General features: G+C 71.2%; 16 protein-coding genes. All 16 read left to right on the forward strand.

The features are described 5' to 3' along the window. The first annotated feature begins 4 nt into the window (after positions 1-4). The 16 genes from GSE44_RS04020 (at position 5) to recN (ending at position 20,607) form a co-directional block, all read left to right on the forward strand. The gene (locus tag GSE44_RS04020; RefSeq protein ID WP_159347506.1) at positions 5-2,074 is read left to right on the forward strand and encodes a peptidoglycan D,D-transpeptidase FtsI family protein; all 2,070 of its coding nucleotides are present in this window, start codon (positions 5-7) and stop codon (positions 2,072-2,074) included. Further along, positions 2,061-3,536, forward strand: a complete 1,476-nt coding sequence (locus tag GSE44_RS04025; RefSeq protein ID WP_159347507.1) for a UDP-N-acetylmuramoyl-L-alanyl-D-glutamate--2,6-diaminopimelate ligase — start codon at positions 2,061-2,063, stop codon at positions 3,534-3,536. Before GSE44_RS04020 ends, GSE44_RS04025 begins: the two co-directional genes overlap by 14 nt. Further along, entirely contained in the window at positions 3,533-4,927 is a 1,395-nt protein-coding gene (locus GSE44_RS04030; RefSeq protein WP_159347508.1) for a UDP-N-acetylmuramoyl-tripeptide--D-alanyl-D-alanine ligase, read from the forward strand. The genes GSE44_RS04025 and GSE44_RS04030 overlap by 4 nt, the downstream gene beginning before the upstream one ends. Next, complete coding sequence (mraY, locus tag GSE44_RS04035) at positions 4,924-6,009, forward strand: phospho-N-acetylmuramoyl-pentapeptide-transferase (RefSeq protein ID WP_159347509.1); 1,086 nt, start codon at positions 4,924-4,926, stop codon at positions 6,007-6,009. The genes GSE44_RS04030 and mraY overlap by 4 nt, the downstream gene beginning before the upstream one ends. A 5-nt stretch (positions 6,010-6,014) precedes the next feature. Beyond that, the gene (murD, locus tag GSE44_RS04040; protein ID WP_159347594.1) at positions 6,015-7,361 is read left to right on the forward strand and encodes a UDP-N-acetylmuramoyl-L-alanine--D-glutamate ligase; all 1,347 of its coding nucleotides are present in this window, start codon (positions 6,015-6,017) and stop codon (positions 7,359-7,361) included. Then, entirely contained in the window at positions 7,358-8,515 is a 1,158-nt protein-coding gene (locus tag GSE44_RS04045) for an FtsW/RodA/SpoVE family cell cycle protein (protein ID WP_159347595.1), read from the forward strand. Before murD ends, GSE44_RS04045 begins: the two co-directional genes overlap by 4 nt. Before the next feature lie 11 nt (positions 8,516-8,526). Continuing rightward, positions 8,527-9,666, forward strand: coding sequence for an undecaprenyldiphospho-muramoylpentapeptide beta-N-acetylglucosaminyltransferase (gene murG, locus GSE44_RS04050; protein WP_235924544.1), 1,140 nt, complete (start codon positions 8,527-8,529; stop codon positions 9,664-9,666). Position 9,667: 1 nt separating this feature from the next. After that, complete coding sequence (gene murC / locus GSE44_RS04055; protein WP_159347511.1) at positions 9,668-11,110, forward strand: UDP-N-acetylmuramate--L-alanine ligase; 1,443 nt, start codon at positions 9,668-9,670, stop codon at positions 11,108-11,110. Beyond that, entirely contained in the window at positions 11,107-12,012 is a 906-nt protein-coding gene (murB, locus tag GSE44_RS04060; protein WP_159347512.1) for a UDP-N-acetylmuramate dehydrogenase, read from the forward strand. Before murC ends, murB begins: the two co-directional genes overlap by 4 nt. Then, positions 12,009-12,980: a D-alanine--D-alanine ligase gene (locus GSE44_RS04065; RefSeq protein WP_159347513.1), complete on the forward strand. Its 972-nt coding sequence runs from the start codon at positions 12,009-12,011 to the stop codon at positions 12,978-12,980. The genes murB and GSE44_RS04065 overlap by 4 nt, the downstream gene beginning before the upstream one ends. After that, on the forward strand, positions 12,970-13,857 hold the full coding sequence (locus GSE44_RS04070; RefSeq protein ID WP_159347514.1) for a cell division protein FtsQ/DivIB: 888 nt from the start codon (positions 12,970-12,972) through the stop codon (positions 13,855-13,857). Before GSE44_RS04065 ends, GSE44_RS04070 begins: the two co-directional genes overlap by 11 nt. After that, complete coding sequence (ftsA, locus tag GSE44_RS04075) at positions 13,854-15,143, forward strand: cell division protein FtsA (protein WP_159347515.1); 1,290 nt, start codon at positions 13,854-13,856, stop codon at positions 15,141-15,143. Before GSE44_RS04070 ends, ftsA begins: the two co-directional genes overlap by 4 nt. 58 nt (positions 15,144-15,201) lie before the next feature. Beyond that, positions 15,202-16,758, forward strand: a complete 1,557-nt coding sequence (gene ftsZ / locus GSE44_RS04080; RefSeq protein ID WP_159347516.1) for a cell division protein FtsZ — start codon at positions 15,202-15,204, stop codon at positions 16,756-16,758. Positions 16,759-16,967: 209 nt separating this feature from the next. Then, complete coding sequence (gene lpxC, locus GSE44_RS04085) at positions 16,968-17,918, forward strand: UDP-3-O-acyl-N-acetylglucosamine deacetylase (protein ID WP_159347517.1); 951 nt, start codon at positions 16,968-16,970, stop codon at positions 17,916-17,918. A gap of 150 nt (positions 17,919-18,068) precedes the next feature. Then, positions 18,069-18,920 (forward strand): outer membrane protein assembly factor BamD, encoded by an 852-nt coding sequence (locus GSE44_RS04090; RefSeq protein WP_159347518.1) that lies wholly within the window; start codon positions 18,069-18,071, stop codon positions 18,918-18,920. A 7-nt stretch (positions 18,921-18,927) separates the two neighbouring features. Further along, on the forward strand, positions 18,928-20,607 hold the full coding sequence (gene recN / locus GSE44_RS04095) for a DNA repair protein RecN (RefSeq protein WP_159347519.1): 1,680 nt from the start codon (positions 18,928-18,930) through the stop codon (positions 20,605-20,607). Positions 20,608-20,634: the final 27 nt, after the last annotated feature.

Below are 20,634 nucleotides of genomic sequence, written 5' to 3' on the forward strand. Positions count from 1 at the left end.
CTGAATGAACGACCCCGCCGCCCCCGATCCGAACGCCTCCATCGCCTATCACCTGCGCAAGCCGGTGCGCGCCTCGCGTCTGTCCGATCCGCGTTCGGCGCGGATGGGGCAGCCCGACCTCGCGCGGCGCGCGGTGCTGGAGAAGAGCCGAGGTCGGCTGGTGCTGGCCGCCGCCGGCTTCGGCCTGCTGTTCGGGGCGGTGGCGCTGAAGCTGACCATCGCGACGGTGCTGGACCCGCGCGAGCCGCGCCGCATGGCGCGCGACACGGGTTCCGCCCCGACTCCCGAGCCGGTGACGGGACGCGCCGCGATCACCGACCGCAATGGGGAGATCCTGGCGGTCTCGCTTCCGGTGACGGCACTCTATGCCAATCCGCGGCAGATCGAGAATCCGGTGGAGGTCGCGGCGCGTCTGTCGCGCGTGCTGCCGCAGCTCGACAAGGACCGCCTGGTGGGGCGGCTTTCGGGGGAGCGGCAGTTCTCCTACCTCGCGCGCGCCCTGACGCCGCGCGAGAAGCAGGCGGTGAACGACCTCGGCATCGCCGGGCTGCATTTCGAGGAGGCCGAGCGGCGCTACTACCCGCAGGGGCGGGCTGCGGTGCATGTGCTCGGCAATGTGGACGTGGACGGCTCCGGCCTCTCGGGCATGGAGCGCTACCATGACGAGCGGCTGCGGGCGCGTCCGCAGGAGCCGCTCCGGACATCTGTCGACATCCGCGTGCAGCTCGCGCTGCGCGATGCGGTGGCGAAGGCTATCGCCGACTACACCGGCATCGGCGGCGCGGGGGTGGTGCTGGACATCAACACGGGCGAGGTGCTCGCCATGGTGTCCCTGCCCGATTACGACGCGGGCGACATCGGCGGCGCGACGCCGGAGCAGCGCTTCAACCGGGTGACGGTGGGCATCTACGAGCCGGGTTCGACCTTCAAGCTGCTGACGGCTGCCGCGGCGCTGGATTTCGGCACGGCCAGTGTGAACACGAGCAGCTTCAACGCCGCCTCGCCGATCCGCTATGGGCGCTTCACGATCAGCGACTTCAAGGGCAAGAACCGCTGGCTGAGCTTCCCGGAGGTGCTGGCCTATTCGTCCAACCTCGGCGCTGCGCATATGGCGCAGGGCTTCGGGCCGCAGCGCCAGCGCGAGTTCATGCAGCGCATGGGCATGACCTCCCGCCAGGGGATCGAGATCACCGAGACGGCGCTGCCGCTGGTGCCGCCGGCCAATGGCTGGCGCGACATCAACATGATGACCATCTCCTTCGGTCACGGCATCTCGGTGACGCCGCTGCATGTGGTGACCGGCGTCGCGGCGATTGCCAATGGCGGCATCCTGCGCCAGCCGACGCTGCTGGCGCAGCGGCCGGGCACGGTGCGCGAGGGCACGCGCGTGATCAGCGAGCGCACCTCCGAAACCATGCGGCGGCTGATGCGGCTGGTGGTGACCGATGGCTCGGCCAAGGGCGCGGATGTTCCGGGCTATTTCGTCGGCGGCAAGACGGGCACGGCGCAGAAGACCGGGCCGCGCGGCGGCTATCTGGCGAACAAGCGCATCGCGGCCTTCGTAGGCGCCTTCCCGATGAACGCACCGCGCTACGCGGTCTATGTGATGGTGGACGAGCCGAACCCGAATGCCCGGTCGCATGGCTATGCGACGGCAGGCTGGGTGGCGGCGCCGGCGGCGGGCTCGGTGATCGCGCGCATCGCGCCGGTTCTGGGGATGGTGCCGGAGAACCCGCAGGCGCCGGAGATCGTGCAGGCGGTCAGCATTCCGCTGCAGCCCGGGCGCGGGGCGCCGCGCCCGGCAGCCTCGGCCGGGGCGGCCGCGCGGCCGGGGGCGGCTTCCACCCCGCCGGCGGTGCCGGGACGCCCGGCGACGACGCCGGCCATGGCGCCACGCCAGGCGGCCCCACCGATGTCGCCCGCCACCCCGCTGCTCGCACCTCCCGTGCCGCTGCGGGTGACAGAAGTGATGCGGGAACAGGCGGTGAGCCGGGTCCGCTTCTCCATGGCGGCGCAAGCGGCGACGCTCGACCCGCCCCTTCCCTCCCCCACGCCAAGCCATGAGGCTCGATGAGCTGATGGCCCGGCTGGATCCGATCGCGCCCGCTTCCCTCGGGCGCTTCGACTTCCAGCCTGAGATCACGGGGCTGACGGCGGATAGCCGGCTGGTGATGCCCGGTGCGCTTTTCGCGGCGCTACCGGGCGCGCGCACGGATGGGCGGGCGCATATCGAGGAGGCTGTGCAGCGCGGTGCGGCGGCGATCCTCGCGCCGGAAGGCACGGAATGGCCGCCGGGCGTGCCGCCGCGGCCGCTGGTGATGGCGGCGGATCCGCGGCGCGCCTTGGCGCAGATGGCAGCGCGTTTCCACGGCGCGCAGCCGGGGACCGTGGTGGCGGTGACCGGCACCAATGGCAAGACGAGCACGGCCGAGTTCCTTCGCCAGATCTGGGCCGATGCGGGATCCCGCGCCGCCTCCGTGGGGACGCTGGGGCTGGTGGCGGATGGCTTTCCGCCCGGGCCTTCGCTGACGACGCCGGACCCGGTCTCGTTGCATGCGACGCTGGCCGCAGTGGCGCGGGCCGGGGTGACGCATGCTGCGATGGAGGCTTCGTCCCACGGGCTGGAGCAGCGGCGGCTGGACGGGGTTGCGCTGGCGGCAGCCGGCTTCTCGAACCTGACGCGGGACCATCTGGATTATCACGGCACCATCGAGGTCTATCGGGCGGCGAAGCTGCGGCTGCTCGACACGCTGCTGGAGCCCGGGCGGCCGGCGGTGGCCAATGCCGATATGGATGGTGCGACGCTGGCGGCGATCCGCGGCATTGCGGCGTCCCGACGACTGCGGCTGCTCACCGTAGGCGAGGCCGGGGCCGATGTGCGGCTGCTGCGCCATGCGCCCCTGGCAGACGGCCAGGAGATCGAGCTTTCCCTCTTCGGCCGACGCGAGACAGTGCGGTTGCCGCTGGTCGGGCGCTACCAGGCGGACAACGTGCTGTTGGCGGCAGCCTTGGCGGTAACGACCGGCATGGCGGCGGACCGGGTGGTGCGGGCGCTGCCGCATCTGGCCGGCGTGCGCGGACGGATGGAGCTGGCGGCGCGGCTGCCGAACGGGGCCGCTGTCTACGTGGATTTCGCGCATACGGCGGATGCGCTGGAGCGGCTGCTGAGTGCCTTGCGGCCACATGCCGCGAGGCTGCATGTGGTGTTCGGCGCCGGCGGGGATCGTGACCCGGGCAAGCGGCCGCTGATGGGAGCGGCTTGCGCCGCGCTGGCCGACCGGGTGGTGGTGACGGACGACAATCCCCGCGGGGAGGACCCGGCGGCAATCCGGGCGGCGGTGCTGGCCGGCTGCCCCGGCGGGACCGAGATCGGTGGGCGCGAAGCGGCTATTGCCGAGGCGATGGCGGCGCTGGGGCCGGGCGACGTGCTGGCGGTGGCCGGCAAGGGGCATGAGAGCGGGCAGACGATTGGCGGCGTGACTTATCCTTTCGATGATGTGGCGGTGGTGCGGCGGCTGGCGGGCTTCACGCCATGAGCGCCGTGCTGTGGGAAGCGGCGTCGCTGCGTGCGGCGACGGGCGGGGCGGTGCGCGAAGGCGTGTCCGTCTCGGGTGTTTCGATCGACAGCCGGGGCGTCGGGCCGGGCGAGCTGTTCGTGGCCCTGCGCGATGCGCGCGACGGGCATGACTTCGTGGGCGATGCGCTGGCGCGCGGGGCCGGTTGCGCGATGGTGGATCGCGACGTGCCGGGGCTGGGCGCCGATGCGCCCCTGCTGCACGTGGGCGATACGCTGGCCGGGCTGACTGCGTTGGGCGCGGCAGGGCGGGCGCGGTCCGCCGCGCGCTTCGTTGCGGTAACAGGCAGTGTGGGCAAGACCAGCACGAAGGAGATGCTGGCGGCGGGGCTTTCGGCATGCGGCGCCGTGCATGCGGCGACGGCCAGCTACAACAATCATTGGGGCGTGCCCCTCACCCTGGCACGGATGCCGCTGGGCGCCGCCTTCGGCGTGATCGAGATCGGGATGAACACCCGGGGCGAGATCGCGCCGCTGTCGCGCTTGGCGCGGCCGCATGTGGCGGTGGTGACCACCATCGCCCCGGCGCATCTCGGGCGGCTGGGCTCGCTGGAGATCATCGCCGAGGAGAAGGCGGACATCGTCGCCGGGCTGGAGCCGGGCGGGGTGGCGGTGCTGCCGGCCGAGGGGCCGCAGGCCGGGTTGCTGCGGCGGCGGGCGGAGGAAGCCGGGGTTCGCGTAATCACCTTCGGCGAAGGCGCCGGGGTGGATGCGCGGCTGGCGGGCTGGGAGGGCGGCGCGGATCGCCAGTCCTTCCGCGTCGTGCTCGGTGGAAGCGAGATTGCCGTGTCGCTCGGCGTGCCGGGGCGGCACATGGCGATGAATGCCGTCGCGGCCTTGGCGGCGGCGCAGGCGCTTGGGGCTGATCGCGCGCGCTTCGCGGACGGGCTGGCAGGCTTCGCCGCGCTGGCCGGGCGGGGCGCGCGCGTCCCGGTGCCGGTGCCGGGCGGCACGGCGCTGCTGCTCGATGAATCCTACAATGCGAATACGACCTCCATGCGTGCGGCCCTTGCCGTCCTGGCGGCTCAGAAGGGAATGCGGCGGATCGCCGTGATGGGGGATATGCTGGAACTCGGAGACGAGGGCGTCGCGATGCATGCGGCGCTGGCGGAGGATGCGGCGGCGAGCGCCGATCTGGTTTTCACCTGCGGGCCACAGATGGCGGCGCTGCATGATGCGCTGCCTGCGGCGCGGCGCGGCGCGCATGCAGCGGACAGTGCGGCGCTGGCGCCGATCGTGGCCGATGCGCTGCGAGCCGGGGATGCGGTGCTGGTGAAGGGCTCGCTCGGCAGCCGCATGGCGGTGGTGGTGCGGGCGATCAAGGCGAGCGGCGCGCAGGGAGCGGCGGCATGATCCCCGCGCTCCTCGCCGGGCCGGGCGACCCGATCATCTTCAACCTGCTGCGCTACGTGACCTTCCGCGCGGGCGCTGCCTGCATGACGGCGCTGTTTCTCTCCATGATGTTCGGCCCGATGGTGATCCGCTGGCTGCGCGGCTTCCAGCGCGGCGGGCAGCCGATCCGCGAGGACGGGCCGGCGCGGCACCTGGTGGAGAAGAAGGGCACGCCCACCATGGGCGGGGTGCTGATCCTGCTGGCGCTCACCGTTTCCACCCTGCTCTGGGCGGATCTGCGCAACCCGCTGGTCTGGTCGGTGCTGCTGGTGACGCTGGGCTTCGGCGCGCTGGGCTTCGCCGATGACTGGCTGAAGGTGACGAAGCGGAACACCAAGGGCGTGTCCGCACGCGGCAAGCTGGTGGTGCAATTCGGGCTGGGGCTCATCGTGGCCTTCGCCATCCTGTGGTTCCTGCCACCGGGGTTGAATGACAGCCTGACCTTGCCGGTCTTCAAGGAGCTGCTGATTCCCTTCGGCTTCTTCTTCCCCGTCGTGGGGATGCTGGTGATGGTCGGCGCCTCCAACGCCGTGAACCTGACGGATGGGCTGGACGGGCTGGCCATCGTACCGGTGATGATTGCGGCGGGCGTCTTCGCGCTGATCGCCTATCTGGTCGGCAACCGCGTCTTCGCGGATTACCTGCAGCTGCATTTCGTGCCGGGCACAGGCGAGTTGGCGGTGTTCTGCTCGGCGCTGATCGGAGCGGGCCTCGGCTTCCTGTGGTTCAATGCGCCGCCAGCGGCGGTGTTCATGGGCGACACGGGCAGCCTGGCGCTGGGTGGGGCGCTCGGCGCGGTGGCGGTGGCGACCAAGCATGAGGTGGTGCTGGCGATCGTCGGCGGGGTCTTCGTGGTGGAGACGCTCTCGGTCGTGATCCAGGTCTTCTGGTACAAGCGCACCGGGCGGCGGGTGTTCCTGATGGCGCCGCTGCATCATCATTTCGAGAAGAAGGGCTGGGCGGAGGCGACCATCGTGATCCGGTTCTGGATCATCTCGATGATCCTGGCGCTGGTCGGCCTTTCGACGCTGAAGATCCGGTGAGCGGGATGCGCCCCTTCGCCGGATCGCGCATCGCGGTGCTCGGCCTGGCGCGGGCCGGCCTGCCGGCCGCGCAGCGCCTGCGCGAATGGGGCGCGGCGGTGACCGTGTGGGATGATGGGGAGTCTGCGCGGGAGCTGGCCATGGGCGTGGGGCTGCATGTGGAGCGGCCCCAAAACTTCGACATGCTGATGATCTCGCCGGGCATCCCGCATCTAGGACCGCGCGCGCATCCGTTGGCGCTGCGTGCCGCCGAGATCGGCGCGCCGATCCTCTGCGATGTGGAGTTCCTTTACCGGGCGGTGCGGGCGGCGGGCAGCCGCGCGCGCTTCGTCGGCATCACCGGGACGAACGGGAAGTCCACCACCACGGCGCTGCTCGATCACATCGCCCGCGCCGCGGGGATGGTGGTGGCGACTGGAGGCAATCTCGGCCCGCCGGCCCTGGACATGCCGCTTCTGCCGGATGACGGCGCCTATATCCTCGAGATGTCCTCCTATTCGGCGGAGCGGCTGGGCACGGCGCGCTTCGAACTGGGCGCCCTCCTGAATCTTTCGCCGGATCACCTGGACCGGCATGGCGACATGGCCGGCTATGCGGCGGCCAAGGCGCGCGTGCTGAAGGGCAATGACCTCGCGGTGCTCGGCATGGATGATGCGGAGACGCGCGCGGTGGCGGCGGCGCATGTGGGGCAGATGGTTCCGGTCTCCGGGCTCTCGCCGCAGCCGGGCGGCATCTGGGCCGAGGGATCGCTGCTGCGCGGCGATGTGGGGGTGATCGCGGACCTGTCGCAGGCGGCGGCGCTGCCGGGCATCCACAACGCGCAAAATGCGGCGGCCGCGGCGGCACTGGCCTTTGGCCTCGGGATCGCGCGCGAGGTCGTGGCCGCGGCGCTGCTGACCTATCCCGGCCTGCCGCACCGGCAGGAGCGGGTGGGCGCGGTGCGCGGCATCGCCTTCCTGAATGACAGCAAGGCGACGAATGCGGATAGCACCGCCTATGCGCTGGCCTGCCACGACCGGGTGGTGTGGATCGCGGGCGGGGTGCCGAAGGCGGGCGGGATCGCGCCGCTGGCGCCGCATTTCCCCCGCGTGGCCCAGGCGCTGCTGATCGGGCAGGCGGCTGAGGAATTCGCCGCGACCCTCGCGGACCATGGCGTGCCGCATCGGATTGTCGGCACGCTGGAAGCCGCGGTGCCGGCCGCGCTGGAAGCGGCGCGGCGGACCGGGAGCGCGGCGGTGCTGCTGTCACCCGCCTGCGCCTCCTTCGACCAGTTCACCAGCTTCGAGGCGCGGGGCGATGCCTTTCGCGACCTTGTCGCCAATCTCGCCAACCGTGAAGCGGAGGCCGTCTGATGGCCCTGTCGCGCGCCGATACCTCCACCCTGGGCCGCTGGTGGTGGAGCGTGGATCGCTGGACCCTGGCCGCGCTGCTGACGCTGGTCTTCTTCGGCTATGTCATGGTGCTGGCGGCGGCGCCGGCGGTGGCGGAGCGCATCGGCGCCTCCTCCCGCAACATGTTCTTCGTCAAACAGGTGCTGTTCCTGGCTGGCGCCTCGGCGGTGATGGCGGGCGTGTCGCTGCTCAGCCCGAAGGGAGTGCGGCGGCTGGCGCTGCTGGGATTCTTCGGCGCGCTGCTGCTGACGGCGGCGACGCTGGTGATCGGCGCCGAGGTGAAGGGCGCGCGGCGCTGGCTGAACCTGCCGCTGATGGGATCGCTGCAGCCGAGCGAGTTCCTCAAGCCCTGCTTCGCCATCGTCGCGGCCTGGCTGATCTCGCAGGCGAAGCTTGCGGGGCGGAAAGCCTGGATAGGCTGGGGGCTGGCGCTGGGTGCCTATGCGGTGGTGGCGCTACTTCTGCAGCGGCAGCCGGATATCGGCATGCTGCTGGTGGTTTCCGCGGTGTTCTTCTCGCAGGTCTTCGTGGCGGGCATCAACATGGCGGTGGTCTTCGCCCTGGGCGGGCTGGGCGTGGGCGGGCTTTTCTCCGCCTATTTCCTGTTCCACCACGTGCAGAGCCGCATCGACCGCTTCCTCAACCCGGAGGCGGGCAACAACTACCAGGTGGATGTCGCGCTCGAGGCCTTCGGGGCTGGCGGGATGATGGGAGTCGGCCCTGGCGAGGGGCGCATGAAGAACGTGCTGCCCGATGCCCATGCCGACTTCGTCTTCGCGGTGGTGGGCGAGGAGTTCGGGCTGCTGATCTGCCTGCTCATCCTTGGGTTGTTCACCTTCGTGGTGGTGCGCGGGCTGATGCGGCTACTGGCTGAGACCGACCTGTTCGTGATCCTGGCTGCGACCGGGCTGCTGACGCAGTTCGGGCTGCAGGCCTTCGTCAACATGGCCTCCTCCCTGCACCTCATCCCGACCAAGGGGATGACGCTGCCTTTCGTCTCCTATGGCGGCTCCTCGGTGATCGCCATCGCGCTCGGCATGGGCTTCCTGCTGGCGCTGACGCGACGGCGGTTGACGCGGGGCGAGGAAGGGGCAGCCCAGGGAGGGTTCCAGTGAGGGGGCCCGGCGTGAGGCCGGTCGTCATCGCCGCGGGCGGCACGGGAGGGCATTTCTTCCCAGCCGAGGCACTGGCGGCGGCGCTGATCAAGCGCGGCGAGCGGATCGCGCTGATGACCGATGCACGCTCCTCGGCCTATGCGAGCCCGGTCTTCGCCAATGCGGAGCGCTTCGTGCTGAAGGGCTCGGGGCTGGCGGGGCATGGGATGCTGGGTGCCGCGCGCGGCGCGCTGGCGCTGGCGCGCGGAACCTGGGAGGCGCGGCGTCTGCTGCTGGACCTCAACCCTTCCGCGGTGGTGGGCTTTGGTGGCTATCCGTCGGTGCCGCCGGTCGTGGCTGCTCGCTTCCTGCCGGCTTCCCGCCGGCCGACGGTGGTGCTGCACGAGCAGAATGCGGTGCTGGGCCGGGCCAATCGCGGCATGGCGCGCGGCGCGGACCTTCTCGCACTGTGCTTCGAGGGCACGCGGCGCGTGCCGCCGGAGGCGAAGGCCGAGGTGCTGGGAAATCCGGTACGCCCGGCCATCGTTGCGCTGCACGGCCAGGGCTATGTGGCGCCGGCCGATGTGATGCGCGTTTTCGTGCTCGGCGGATCGCTGGGCGCGCGGATCTTCTCGGATGTGGTGCCGGCGGCCATCACGGCGCTGCCGCCGGCGATCCGGCGGCGGATCGCGGTGGTGCAGCAGTGCCGGGAGGAGGATCTCGACCGGACGCGCACGGCCTATGCCGCCGCGGGCGTGCGGGCGGAGCTGGCGCCTTTCTTCGCGGATGTCGCGACGCATTACGCCAATGCGCATCTGGTGATCGCGCGGGCCGGCGCATCGACGGTCGCGGAGATCGCCTGCGCAGGCCGGCCGAGCATTCTGGTGCCGCTTCCGCAAGCCATCGACGACCATCAGAGTGAGAACGCCCGTTCCCTTTCGGCCGCCGGAGCGGCGGAATTGATGTCCCAGACGAACTTCTCGGCGGAATCCCTTGCCACAGCGCTGAAAAATCGTCTTCTCGCGCCGGAAACCCTGGACGAAGCAGCCCGTGCTGCGGCATCCCTGGGACGACCGGACGCGGCCGAGAGGCTGGCGGATCGGGTTCTCTCACTGGTCGACCTGGCATCGCCGCGCGGCGGGGCCGAACCGCCCCTCGGGAAAGCTGCCTGACATGCGCGCCCTGCCGCTCAATATTGGACCTATCCACTTCGTCGGCATCGGCGGCATCGGCATGTCCGGCATTGCGGAGGTGCTGCACAACCTCGGCTACCAGGTGCAGGGAAGTGATATCGCGGAGGGCTACAACGTCACCCGGTTGCGGGAGGCGGGGATCGCCGTGTCCATTGGGCATGACGCGGAGAACCTGGGCGCGGCGCAGGTTGTGGTGATCTCCTCCGCTGTGAAGCGCGACAATCCCGAGGTTCAGGCGGCGCGAACGCGCTTCCTGCCGGTGGTCCGCCGCGCCGAGATGCTGGCGGAGCTGATGCGGCTGAAATGGTCCATCGCGATCGGTGGCACCCATGGCAAGACGACGACGACGAGCCTTGTGGCCTGCGTGCTGGAAGCCGCGAAGATCGACCCGACGGTTATCAATGGCGGCATCATCAACGCCTATGGCACCAACACCCGGCTTGGCGCCGGGGAATGGATGGTGGTGGAGGCGGATGAGAGCGACGGCTCCTTCCTGAAGCTGCCCGCCGTGGTGGCAGTGGTGACCAACATGGATGCCGAGCACCTGGATCACTGGGGCACGGCCGAGCACATGAAGGAGGGCTACGCCCAGTTCGTGGGCAACATCCCCTTCTACGGCTTCGCGGTGCTCTGTGTGGATCATCCCGAGGTGCAGGCGATGATTCCGCGTCTCTCTGACCGGCGGATCATCACCTATGGCTTCTCGCCCCAGGCCGATGTGCGGGCCGAGCGCGTCATCACCGATCGCATGGGCGCGACCTTCGAGGTGGTGGTGCAGGACCGGCTGAACCGCCGCTCCCGCCATCTGAAGCCCTTCCGCCTGCCGATGCTTGGCCAGCACAACGTGCTCAACGCACTGGCGGCGGTGGCCATCGGCGTGGAGATGGAAGTGCCGGAGGAGACGATCCGCATGGCGCTGGCCGGGTTCAAGGGGGTGAAGCGCCGCTTCACCCGCGCGGGCGATGCGGGCGGCATCACGGTGATCGACGATTACGGCCACCATCCGGTGGAGATCGCGGCCGTGCTGAAGGCGGCGCGGCAGGCCGGTGCGCGGGATGTGGTGGCCGTGGTGCAGCCGCATCGCTACTCGCGCCTCGACGCTCTGTTCGATGATTTCTGCACCTGCATGAACGATGCCGGGACGGTGATCATCGCCGATGTCTATGCGGCCGGCGAGCAGCCGATCGAGGGGCGCGACCAGGATGCGCTGGTAGAGGGGCTGCGGGCGCATGGGCATCGCAGCGTCGTGCCGCTGCCCGGGCCGGACCATCTGGCGGAGATGGTGCATGCCATCGCCCGGCCGGGGGATTACGTGGTCTGCCTCGGCGCCGGGAACATTACCAACTGGGCGCATGCGCTGCCGGCCCAGCTGGCGGAGCTGCAGGCGAAGAGCGGGCCGCGCCGGATCAAGGGCGCGGCATGAGTGCCGCCGTCCACATGACGGAAAGCCCCCTCCCCGCCCTTCGTGGGCGCGTGCAGGCGGGTGCGGCGCTCGGACCGGCGACCTGGTTCCGCGTGGGCGGACCGGCGGACTGGCTCGTGCGGCCGGCGGATGTGGACGACCTGCTGCGGGTACTGCGGCGGGCGGAACTGCCGATCACGGTGATCGGGGCGGCCTCTAATCTCATCGTGCGGGATGGCGGCGTGCGTGGCCTCGTGCTGCGGCTCGCGCGCGGCTTCGGCGATGTGGTGGTGGAGGCGGATGGCGTCGTCGCGGGTGCGGCGGCGCTGGATGCGGTGGTGGCGGAGCATGCCGCCGCCGCCTCCCTGTCGGGGCTGGAGTTCCTCTCGGGAATTCCGGGGAGCATCGGCGGGGCGGTGGCGATGAATGCCGGGGCCTATGGCTCCGAGGTGGCACAGGTGCTGGACTGGGCGGAGATCGCGACGGTGGATGGGCTGCTGCGCGTGCGCGCGGCCGATCTGCGGCTTTCCTATCGCCGGTCCCAGATGCCCGCAGGCGGGGTGGTGGTGCGGGCGCGCTTCCACGCGGCGGCGGGCGATGCGCAGGCGATTGCCGCGCGCATGGCGGAGATCCGCGAGAGCCGGGAGGCGACGCAGCCGGTGCGGGCGCGGACTGGCGGTTCCACCTTCGCCAACCCGCCGGGCCACAAGGCCTGGGTGCTGATCGATGCGGCCGGATGCCGCGGCAAGGTGCTGGGTGGCGCGCAGGTCAGCGAGAAGCATTGCAATTTCCTGCTGAACACCGGCGATGCGACCGCGGGTGATCTGGAGGATCTGGGCGAGGCGGTGCGCGCTGCCGTGCTCGCGCATTCCGGCGTGTCGCTGGAATGGGAGATCAAGCGCATCGGGGAGCGTTCCGCATGAGCCGCGTCACGGTCCTTCTGGGCGGGCTGTCCAGCGAACGCGAGGTGTCGCTCTCCTCTGGGCGCGAGATCATCGGGGCGCTGCGCGAGGCAGGGTTCGAGGTCACCGCGGTCGATCCGGGGCCGGATCTCGGTGCGGTGGTGGGCGCCATCGCGGTCTCGAAGCCGGATGTGGTGTTCAACGCGTTGCACGGGCGCTTCGGCGAGGATGGCGCGATCCAGGGCGTGCTGGATTGGATGGGCATCCCCTACACGCATTCAGGGCTGCGTGCTTCCGCCGTGGCAATGGACAAGGCGGCGGCCAAGGCCGCCTTCGCCGCGGCCGGGCTGCCCGTGGCGCCGCACCGGCTGATGCAGGCGGCGGATCTGGCGGATGCCGATCCCTTCCCCTTGCCCTATGTGGTGAAGCCGGTGCGCGAGGGATCCTCCGTCGGCGTCTACATCCTGCGGGAGCATGACAACCGGCGGGCGGAGATCGCCTCCGGCTGGTGCTGGGGCGAGATTATCGCCGAGCCCTATATCCCGGGAAAGGAACTCACCGTCGCGGTGATGGACGATCGGGCACTGGCCGTGACGGAGATCGCCACGGGCCACGCCTTCTACGATTACGACGCCAAATATGCCGATGGCGGCTCACGCCATGCGATCCCGGCGCCGGTGCCGGATGCGGTGCGGGACCGGGCGATGGAAGTGGCCGTCGCGGCGCATGCGGCGCTGGGCTGCCGCGGCGTCTCGCGCGCGGATTTCCGCTGGGATGACTCGCGCCCGGGCGCCGAGGGACTCGTGCTGCTGGAGGTGAACACCCAGCCGGGCATGACGCCGACCTCGCTGGTGCCGGAGCAGGCGGCCTATCGCGGCATCCCCTTCCCCGAGCTCTGCGCCTGGATGGTGCGGCAGGCGCGGCATGACGGGGTGGATCGGGGCGCCGAGGTGCGGCCGCGGGCGAAGGGAATGCGCGATGCCGCGTAAGCTCGCCGCCGGAACCCGCGCCCGGCCGGCACCCCGCGAGATGAAGCGGCCGAGCGCGCTGCGGCTGTGGTTGCGGCGGCGGCGGCCGATGGTGCGGCCGGCGGCCAAGATCGGGGCGCTGCTGCTGCTGTTCGGCGTCGCGGCCTCGGCCGTGGCCAGCCTTGATCCGGCCAGCAAGTTCGCGGCGATGCTGGATGGCGCGGCGACCGATCTCGGCGCGCGGGTCGGCGGGCTGGTGGTGACCGAGGTGCGGATCGAGGGTGCGCGGAACACGCCGGCTTCCCAGCTGCGCCGGGCTCTCGGCGTGAAGGCAGGCGATCCCGTGCTGGGCTTCGCGCCGGAAGCGGCGCGGGAACGGCTGGAGGCGATCGCCTGGATCGAGGAGGCCGAGGTGCAGCGGCACCTTTCCGGCCTGATCCATGTGAAGGTGAAGGAGCGCGCGCCCTTCGCGATCTGGCAGAACAACGGCCGCTTCGCCGTCGTGGACCGCGAGGGGCGCACCGTGGCGACGGACCGGCTGGATGCCTTCGGGCCGCTGCCGCTGATCGTCGGCGCGGGCGCGGAGAAGACGGCGGGGCCGCTCTACGATGTGCTGCGCGAGGCGCCGGATGTGCTGGCGCGCACCCAGGCGCTGGTGCGGATCGGCGAGCGGCGCTGGAACCTGCGGCTGCATAGCGGCACCGACGTGCTGCTGCCCGAGGGGCATGAGGAGGCCGCGGTGCAGCGGCTGATGGAGTTGCAGCGGCAGAACCAGCTGCTCGACCGCCCGCTGCACACGGTGGACCTCCGCCTGCCGGATCGCCTGGTGCTGCGCCCCGTCGCCGCGCCGGAGCCGCCGCCCACCGCGACGCGCGCGCGGGCCGGGAGGAACGGTTGACCGCCGCGCCGCGCCTGCCGGAGGGAGCCGGCGCCCCGCGCGCGCGCCACCCGCGCGCGCGCAGCGGGCCATTCGGCGTGCTGGACATCGGCAGCACGAAGATCGTCTGCCTCATCGCGCGGATCGAGCCGGATGGGCTGCCGCGCGTGCTGGGCCATGGCTGGCAGCGGTCCCACGGGGTGAAGGGCGGCAACCTGATCGACCTGCATGCCGCCGAGCGCGCCATCCGCGCGGCCGTGGCGCATGCGGAGGAGATGGCGGACATCAAGCTGTCCGGCGTCATCGTCAATCTTTCCTGCGGGCAGCCGGAAAGCCGCCAGCACCATGTGCAATGGACCATCGGCGGCCGCGCCGTCACCGAGGCGGATCTGCGCGCCATGGTGTGGGAAGGCCGCCGCCGCATGGCGGAGGAGGGGCGCGAGGCGGTTCACGCCCTTCCGCTCGGATTTACGCTGGATGCGACGCCGGGCGTCGCCGATCCGCGCGGCATGATCTGCGAAAGCCTGGGCGTGCGGCTGCATCTGGTGGATGCCGCCTCGGCCTCGCTGCGCAATCTCGGCACCGGCCTCGCGCGCTGCGACCTGGAGGTGGAGGAGCCGGTTTCGGCGCCCTATGCCGCCGCCCTCTCCGCCCTGACGGCTGACGAGCGGGAGCTGGGCGCCACGGTCATCGACATGGGCGGCGGCACCACCTCCCTCGCCGTGCTGCAGGAAGCTTTGTTGCTGCACACGGCGCAGATCCCCGTGGGCGGCTGGCAGGTGACGAACGACCTGGCACGCGGCCTTTCCACGCCGCCCGACCAGGCGGAGCGGCTGAAGACCATGTATGGCAGCATGCTCGGCACCATCGATGACGAGCGCGAGATGCTCTCCCTCTCCCAGCTCGGTGAGGACGGGGAGATCCTGTCGCGCGTGCCGCGGGCGCAGATGCTGTCGATCATCCGCCCGCGGGTGGAGGAGACGCTGGAGCTGATCCGGGACCGGCTGGCCGAGGCGAATCTTGGCCCCGAGTCAGGACAGCGCGTGGTGCTGACCGGCGGCGCGAGCCAGCTCGTCGGCATGCGCGAGTCGGCGGCGCGCATCCTCGGACGGCAGGTCCGGCTGGGGCGGCCGCAACCGGTTCGCGGCCTGCCGGATGCCTATCTCGCCCCTGGCTTCGCCACCACACTGGGCCTCGTCGCCTGGGGTGCGGGCGAGGGGCGGCCGGCAATGAATTTCGATTACGGCCCGCAGGGATCGCGGGGCGTATTCACGCGTTTCGTCAATTGGCTCCGGGACCGTGTGTGATGCATAAAGGTCTGGGGGCGATTCGCATTCATCGCGTCTTCGAAGGGGGCCTCAAACGATGACGCTGAACCTGACAATACCGCGTCAGCAGCACACAGATTTCACGCCGCGAATCACCGTGATCGGCGTGGGCGGCGCAGGTTGCAACGCGGTCAACAACATGATCGGGATGGGACTCGAGGGCGTCGAGTTTCTTGTTGCCAACACGGATGCCCAGCAGCTGGTGAACAGCCGCGCCGAGCGCCGCGTGCAACTGGGCCCGCATCTGACGCAGGGCCTCGGCGCCGGTGCCAAGCCTGAGATCGGCCGCGCGGCGGCGGAGGAGGCCACCGAGGACCTCGCCCGGCACCTCGAAGGCGTGCACATGATCTTCATCACCGCCGGCATGGGCGGTGGCACCGGCACGGGGGCGGCGCCGGTGATCGCCCGCATGGCGCGCGAGCGCGGCGTGCTGACGGTGGGCGTGGTGACCAAGCCCTTCGACTTCGAAGGCCCGAAGCGCCGCCGTTCCGCCGAGCTGGGGCTCGAGGACCTGCAGCAGTTCGTGGACACGCTGATCGTCATCCCGAACCAGAATCTCTTCCGCAAGGCCAATGAGCGCACGACCTTTGCCGAGGCCTTCAAGATGGCCGACGACGTGCTCTACATGGGCGTTCGCGGCGTGACCGACCTGATGGTCAATCCGGGCCTGGTCAACCTCGACTTCGCCGATATCCGCACCGTCATGGCCGAAATGGGCAAGGCGATGATGGGCACGGGCGAGGCCGAGGGCGAGGACCGTGCTGTGAAGGCCGCCGAGGCCGCCATCAGCAATCCGCTGCTGGAGGACACCTCCATGCGCGGCGCCCGCGGCGTGCTGATCAACATCACCGGCGGCTACGACATGACGCTGTTCGAGGTCGACGAGGCCGCGAACCGCATCCGCCGCGAGGTGGACGAGGAAGCGAACATCATCTTCGGCACCTCGGTGGACGAGACGCTGAACGGGCGGCTGCGGCTTTCCGTCGTCGCCACCGGCATCGACGCGATCGATGCCCAGGCGCAGGCACAGCAGGCCGAGCCGCAGCGCGTGGTGGCGATCGGCGGTGGTGCCGCGGTGGCCGCCTCGCCCCAGCAGCCGCAGCAGGGCTTCCCGCCCGGCGCCCCGCAGGTGCCGTCCATGCGCGTGGGCCAGGTGCCGCCGGGTGCCGGCCGTCCGGCCGTGGCCGCACCGCGCCCGGTCGCCGTGGCCCCGTCTCCGGCCCCGGCCCCTGCGGCCGTGCATGTCCCGGCCCCGGGCAGCAGCCCGCGCCTGCCGATGGGCGTCCGCCGCGCGGCGACGCTCGAGGGCAGCGCTCCGGCCCAGGAGCCGGTGGCGGAGCTGCCGTCGCAGGCCGTGCCGGCGCCGAGCCTGCATGCGGCCCCTGCCCCGCGGATGGCGCCTGCCCCGCAGCCGGCCGCGCCGGCTGGCGGGCTGGGTGGCATCTTCCGCCGCGCGACCGGGATCGGCGGGATGCGCCGGATCCTGCCCGAGCAGGCCGAGGCACCCCAGGCCCCCGCGCAGCGGCCGCAGCCGCCGCAGGAGGACCAGATGGGCCTCGACATCCCTACCTTCCTGCGCCGCCAGGGGAACTGATGGCGGGCCCTTAGGGGCCAGCCGTTCCAAGGGGCCTCGCCGGTTCGCCGGCGGGGCCCTTCTTCGTTTTGGAAAACCCTTTCTGAACAGGGGCTTGCAGCGAAATATGGAGAAACAACGCTTGACTGGAACTGATCATGCTGCGGTGCGACGTTCCCTTCTGCCGGAGCGTTGATGCCGGCGTGGAATGTTTTCAGCCGGGGTACTCTATGGACGGCTTCTTCCCGATCAGCACGGCCCGCGCCCGGACCCTGAAGTCCGCGATCGGCTGCGTGGGCGTGGGGTTGCACTCCGGCGCGCGTGCGACGCTGACGCTGCGCCCGGCCGAGGCGGGTCAGGGTATCGTGTTCCGCCGGACCGATCTCGGCATCGACATTCCCGCCCTGTACGACGCAGTGAGCGACACTCGCCTCTGCACGGCCATCGGCGAAGCTGCGGCGCGGATCGGCACGATCGAGCATGTCATGGCTGCCCTGGCCGCCTGCGGCGTCACCGATGCGGTGGTCGAGGTGGACGGGCCCGAGATCCCCATCCTGGATGGATCGGCCGCCCCCTTCATCTTCCTGCTGGATTGCGCGGGGCTGGTGGACCTGGCCGAGCCGGTCCAGGCCATCGAGGTGCTGCGCACGGTCCGGGTGAGCGATGGCGAAGGTCCGGATGCGGCCTGGGTCGAGCTCTCCCCGGCCGAGGGCCCAGGCTTCCAGGCGGAGCTGAGCATCGATTTCGGCGCCACGGCGATCGGCCGGCAGTCCCTGTCGATGAGGGTCACCGAGGACAGCTTCCGCGGCATCCTGGCTGATGCGCGCACCTTCACTATGGCCGAGGACATTGCCCGGCTGCGCTCCGTGGGTCTGGCCCGCGGCGGGTCGCTGGCCAATGCGGTGGTGGTGGACGGACCGCTGGTGGTGAATCCGGGCGGACTGCGCCATGCCGACGAGTTCGTGCGCCACAAGCTGCTGGATGCGGTGGGCGACCTCGCTCTCGCCGGTGCGCCGCTGCTGGCGCGGTTCCGTGGGCATCGCTCCGGCCATGCGCTGAACAACCGGCTACTCCGCGCCCTCTTCGCCGATCCCCGCGCCTGGCGGCTGGCGGGCGAGGCCGAAGTGCCGGCGGCGGCGGCGGCCAATGCCCGCTTGCCGATGGCGGCCGCGGCAGCCTGATCCGGCGGCCGGGAAGCGCTTCCCGGCCCCTCCTCCGGCCTGCCGTTCCCCCCGCGGCCGGGGCCCCTCGCCTCCCCTCTTCACCTGCTGCGCTTCGTTGGCGCCCGCCATGTCGCGCCACCCGGGCGCGCGTGCTATAGAGCCGCCGCCATGACGATCCGCCGCCTCGCGATCCTTCCCCTCCTCCTCGCCCCGCTGACGCTGGGCGGCTGCGAGAGCCTGAACTTCTGGGACAGCAAGTCCGATGGGCTGCGTCCGCGGGGGGCCAGCTATGCCGACATGTCGCCGGAGGCGGTCTATGCGGCCGGGCTGGAGGCGTTGCGGGCCGAGCGCTACGCCCAGGCGATCGAGTTGTTCGACGCGGTGGAGCGGGACCATCCCTATTCCACCTGGGCCACCAATGCCCGGCTGATGAGCGGCTATGCCGAGTACTCGCGCAACCGCTACACCGAGGCGCTGGGCCAGCTGGAGCGCTTCATCCAGCTGCATCCGGCGCATCGCGACATCGCCTATGCCTATTACCTGCGTGCCCTCTGCTACTACGAGCAGATCGCGGATGCGGAGCGCGACCAGTCCGGCACCGAGACGGCCATGGCCGCCCTGCAGGACGTGGTGAACCGTTTCCCCAACTCCTCCTACGCCCGCGATGCGCGGCTGAAAATCGACCTGGCCCGGGACCATCTGGCGGGCAAGGAAATGAACATCGGGCGCTTCTACCAGAACCGGAAGCTCTATGCGGCCGCGATCGGGCGCTTCCGCGCCGTGGTGGAGCAGTACCAGACGACGAACCACACGCCCGAGGCGCTGCACCGTCTGACCGAGATCTATCTCGCCATGGGGCTGACAGAGGAGGCGCGGAAGACCGCCTCTGTTCTTGGGCATAACTATCCGGGCAATCCCTGGTATCAGGACAGCTACGCGCTGCTGGTGGAGGGCGCCCGGCCGGCGGACGGTCCGGCGCGGCCGGGCATCCTCCGGCGCGCGGTGGACGCGGTCTTCTAGGACAGGCGTGCTCGCCTCCCTCTCCATCCGCGATGTGGTGCTGATCGAGCGCCTGGACCTTTCCTTCGGTCCGGGCCTCTCGGTGCTGACCGGCGAGACCGGCGCGGGAAAATCCATCCTGCTGGACAGCCTGGGCCTCGCGCTGGGGCAGCGGGCCGAGGCGGGGATGGTCCGCTCCGGCCAGACACAGGCTGGGGTGGTGGCCGTGTTCGCGCCTCCCGCCTCGCATCCGGCCCATGCCTTGCTGGCCGAGCAGGGGATCGAGGCGGAGGACCAGATCGTGCTCCGCCGGATCGTGACGGCGGATGGACGCTCCCGCGCCTTCGTGAACGACGAGCCGGTCGGGGTGGCGCTGCTGCGCCGCCTGGGTGCGCTGCTGGTCGAGGTACAGGGGCAGCACGATCAAGTCGGTCTGGCCGATCCGGCGACGCATGGCGGGCTGCTGGATGCCTTCGGCGGGCTGGATGCGCGCCGCGCCACGGTGGCCGAGGCCTATCGCGGCTGGCGCGGCGCGGAGAAGGCGCTGCGCGAGGCGCAGGAGGCTATCGCGGCGGCTCAGCGCGACGAGGAATGGCTGCGCCATGCCGTGCAGGAGTTGTCCGACCTCGCCCCGCAGGAGGGGGAGGAGGATGCGCTGGCGGCCGAGCGCCAGGGGCTGCAGGGAAGCGAGCGTCGGGCGGAGGCGATCGCCTCTTCGCTGTCCGAGTTGCAGCCGCGCGACCGGCGGGGCGGCGGGGCGCCCTCGGCGGCGCTGCGCAATGCAGCGCGGGCGCTGGAGCGGCTGACACCGCCGAGCGACGAGGTGACCGCGGCGCTGACGGCACTGGCCGCGGCGCAGGATGCGCTTGCCGAGGCCGAGAACGTGCTGGAGCGGCTGGCGAGCGATGCGGCGCCCGATCCGCGCCGGCTTGAGCATGTGGAGGAGCGGCTTTTCGCCCTCCGCGCCGCCGCACGGAAGCATGGGGTGGCGGTGGTGGACCTGCCGGCGCATCTGGCGGGCTTGCGCGAGCGCCTGGCCAATCTGGATGCCGGGACGGGCCGCGTGGCGGCCCTCGATGCGGCGGCGCGGGAGGCCCGGGCAGGCTATGTCGCGGCCGCCGGGGCGCTGACGGCGCTGCGGCGGGAGCATGCGGCGAAGCTGGAGAAGGCGGTGGCGCGGGAGCTGGCGCCGCTGAAGCTGGACCGGGCTCGACTGCATATCGAGATCGCGCCGCGCGAGGAGAGTGCCTGGGGCCCGGATGGGCAGGACCGGGTGACCTTCCTGGTGACGACCAATCCCGGGCAGAAGCCGGGGCAGCTGGCGAAGATCGCCTCGGGCGGCGAGCTGTCCCGCCTGATGCTGGCGCTGAAGGTGGTGCTCGCGCGCGGTTCGCCCGTGCCCACGCTGGTCTTCGACGAGGTGGACAGCGGCATCGGCGGCGCTACGGCGGCAGCGGTGGGCGAAAGGCTGGCGCGGGTGGCCGAGCGGCTGCAGGTGCTGGTGGTGACGCATTCGCCGCAGGTGGCGGCGCGCGGGTCCCGGCATTTCCAGGTGGCGAAGGGCATGCGGGGCGAGCGGGCCGAGACACGGGTGGTGCCGCTGGATGCCGGAGCGCGGCGCGAGGAGATCGCGCGGATGCTGGCCGGCGAAAAGGTGACTGAGGCGGCGCGGGCGGCAGCGGACGAGTTGCTGACGGGAGCCGCCTAGCGGCGGGCAGCCGCGCAGCCCACTTGC

The sequence above is a fragment of the Muricoccus harenae genome (genome assembly GCF_009848505.1).
Classification (GTDB): Bacteria; Pseudomonadota; Alphaproteobacteria; order Acetobacterales; family Acetobacteraceae; genus Roseomonas; species Roseomonas harenae.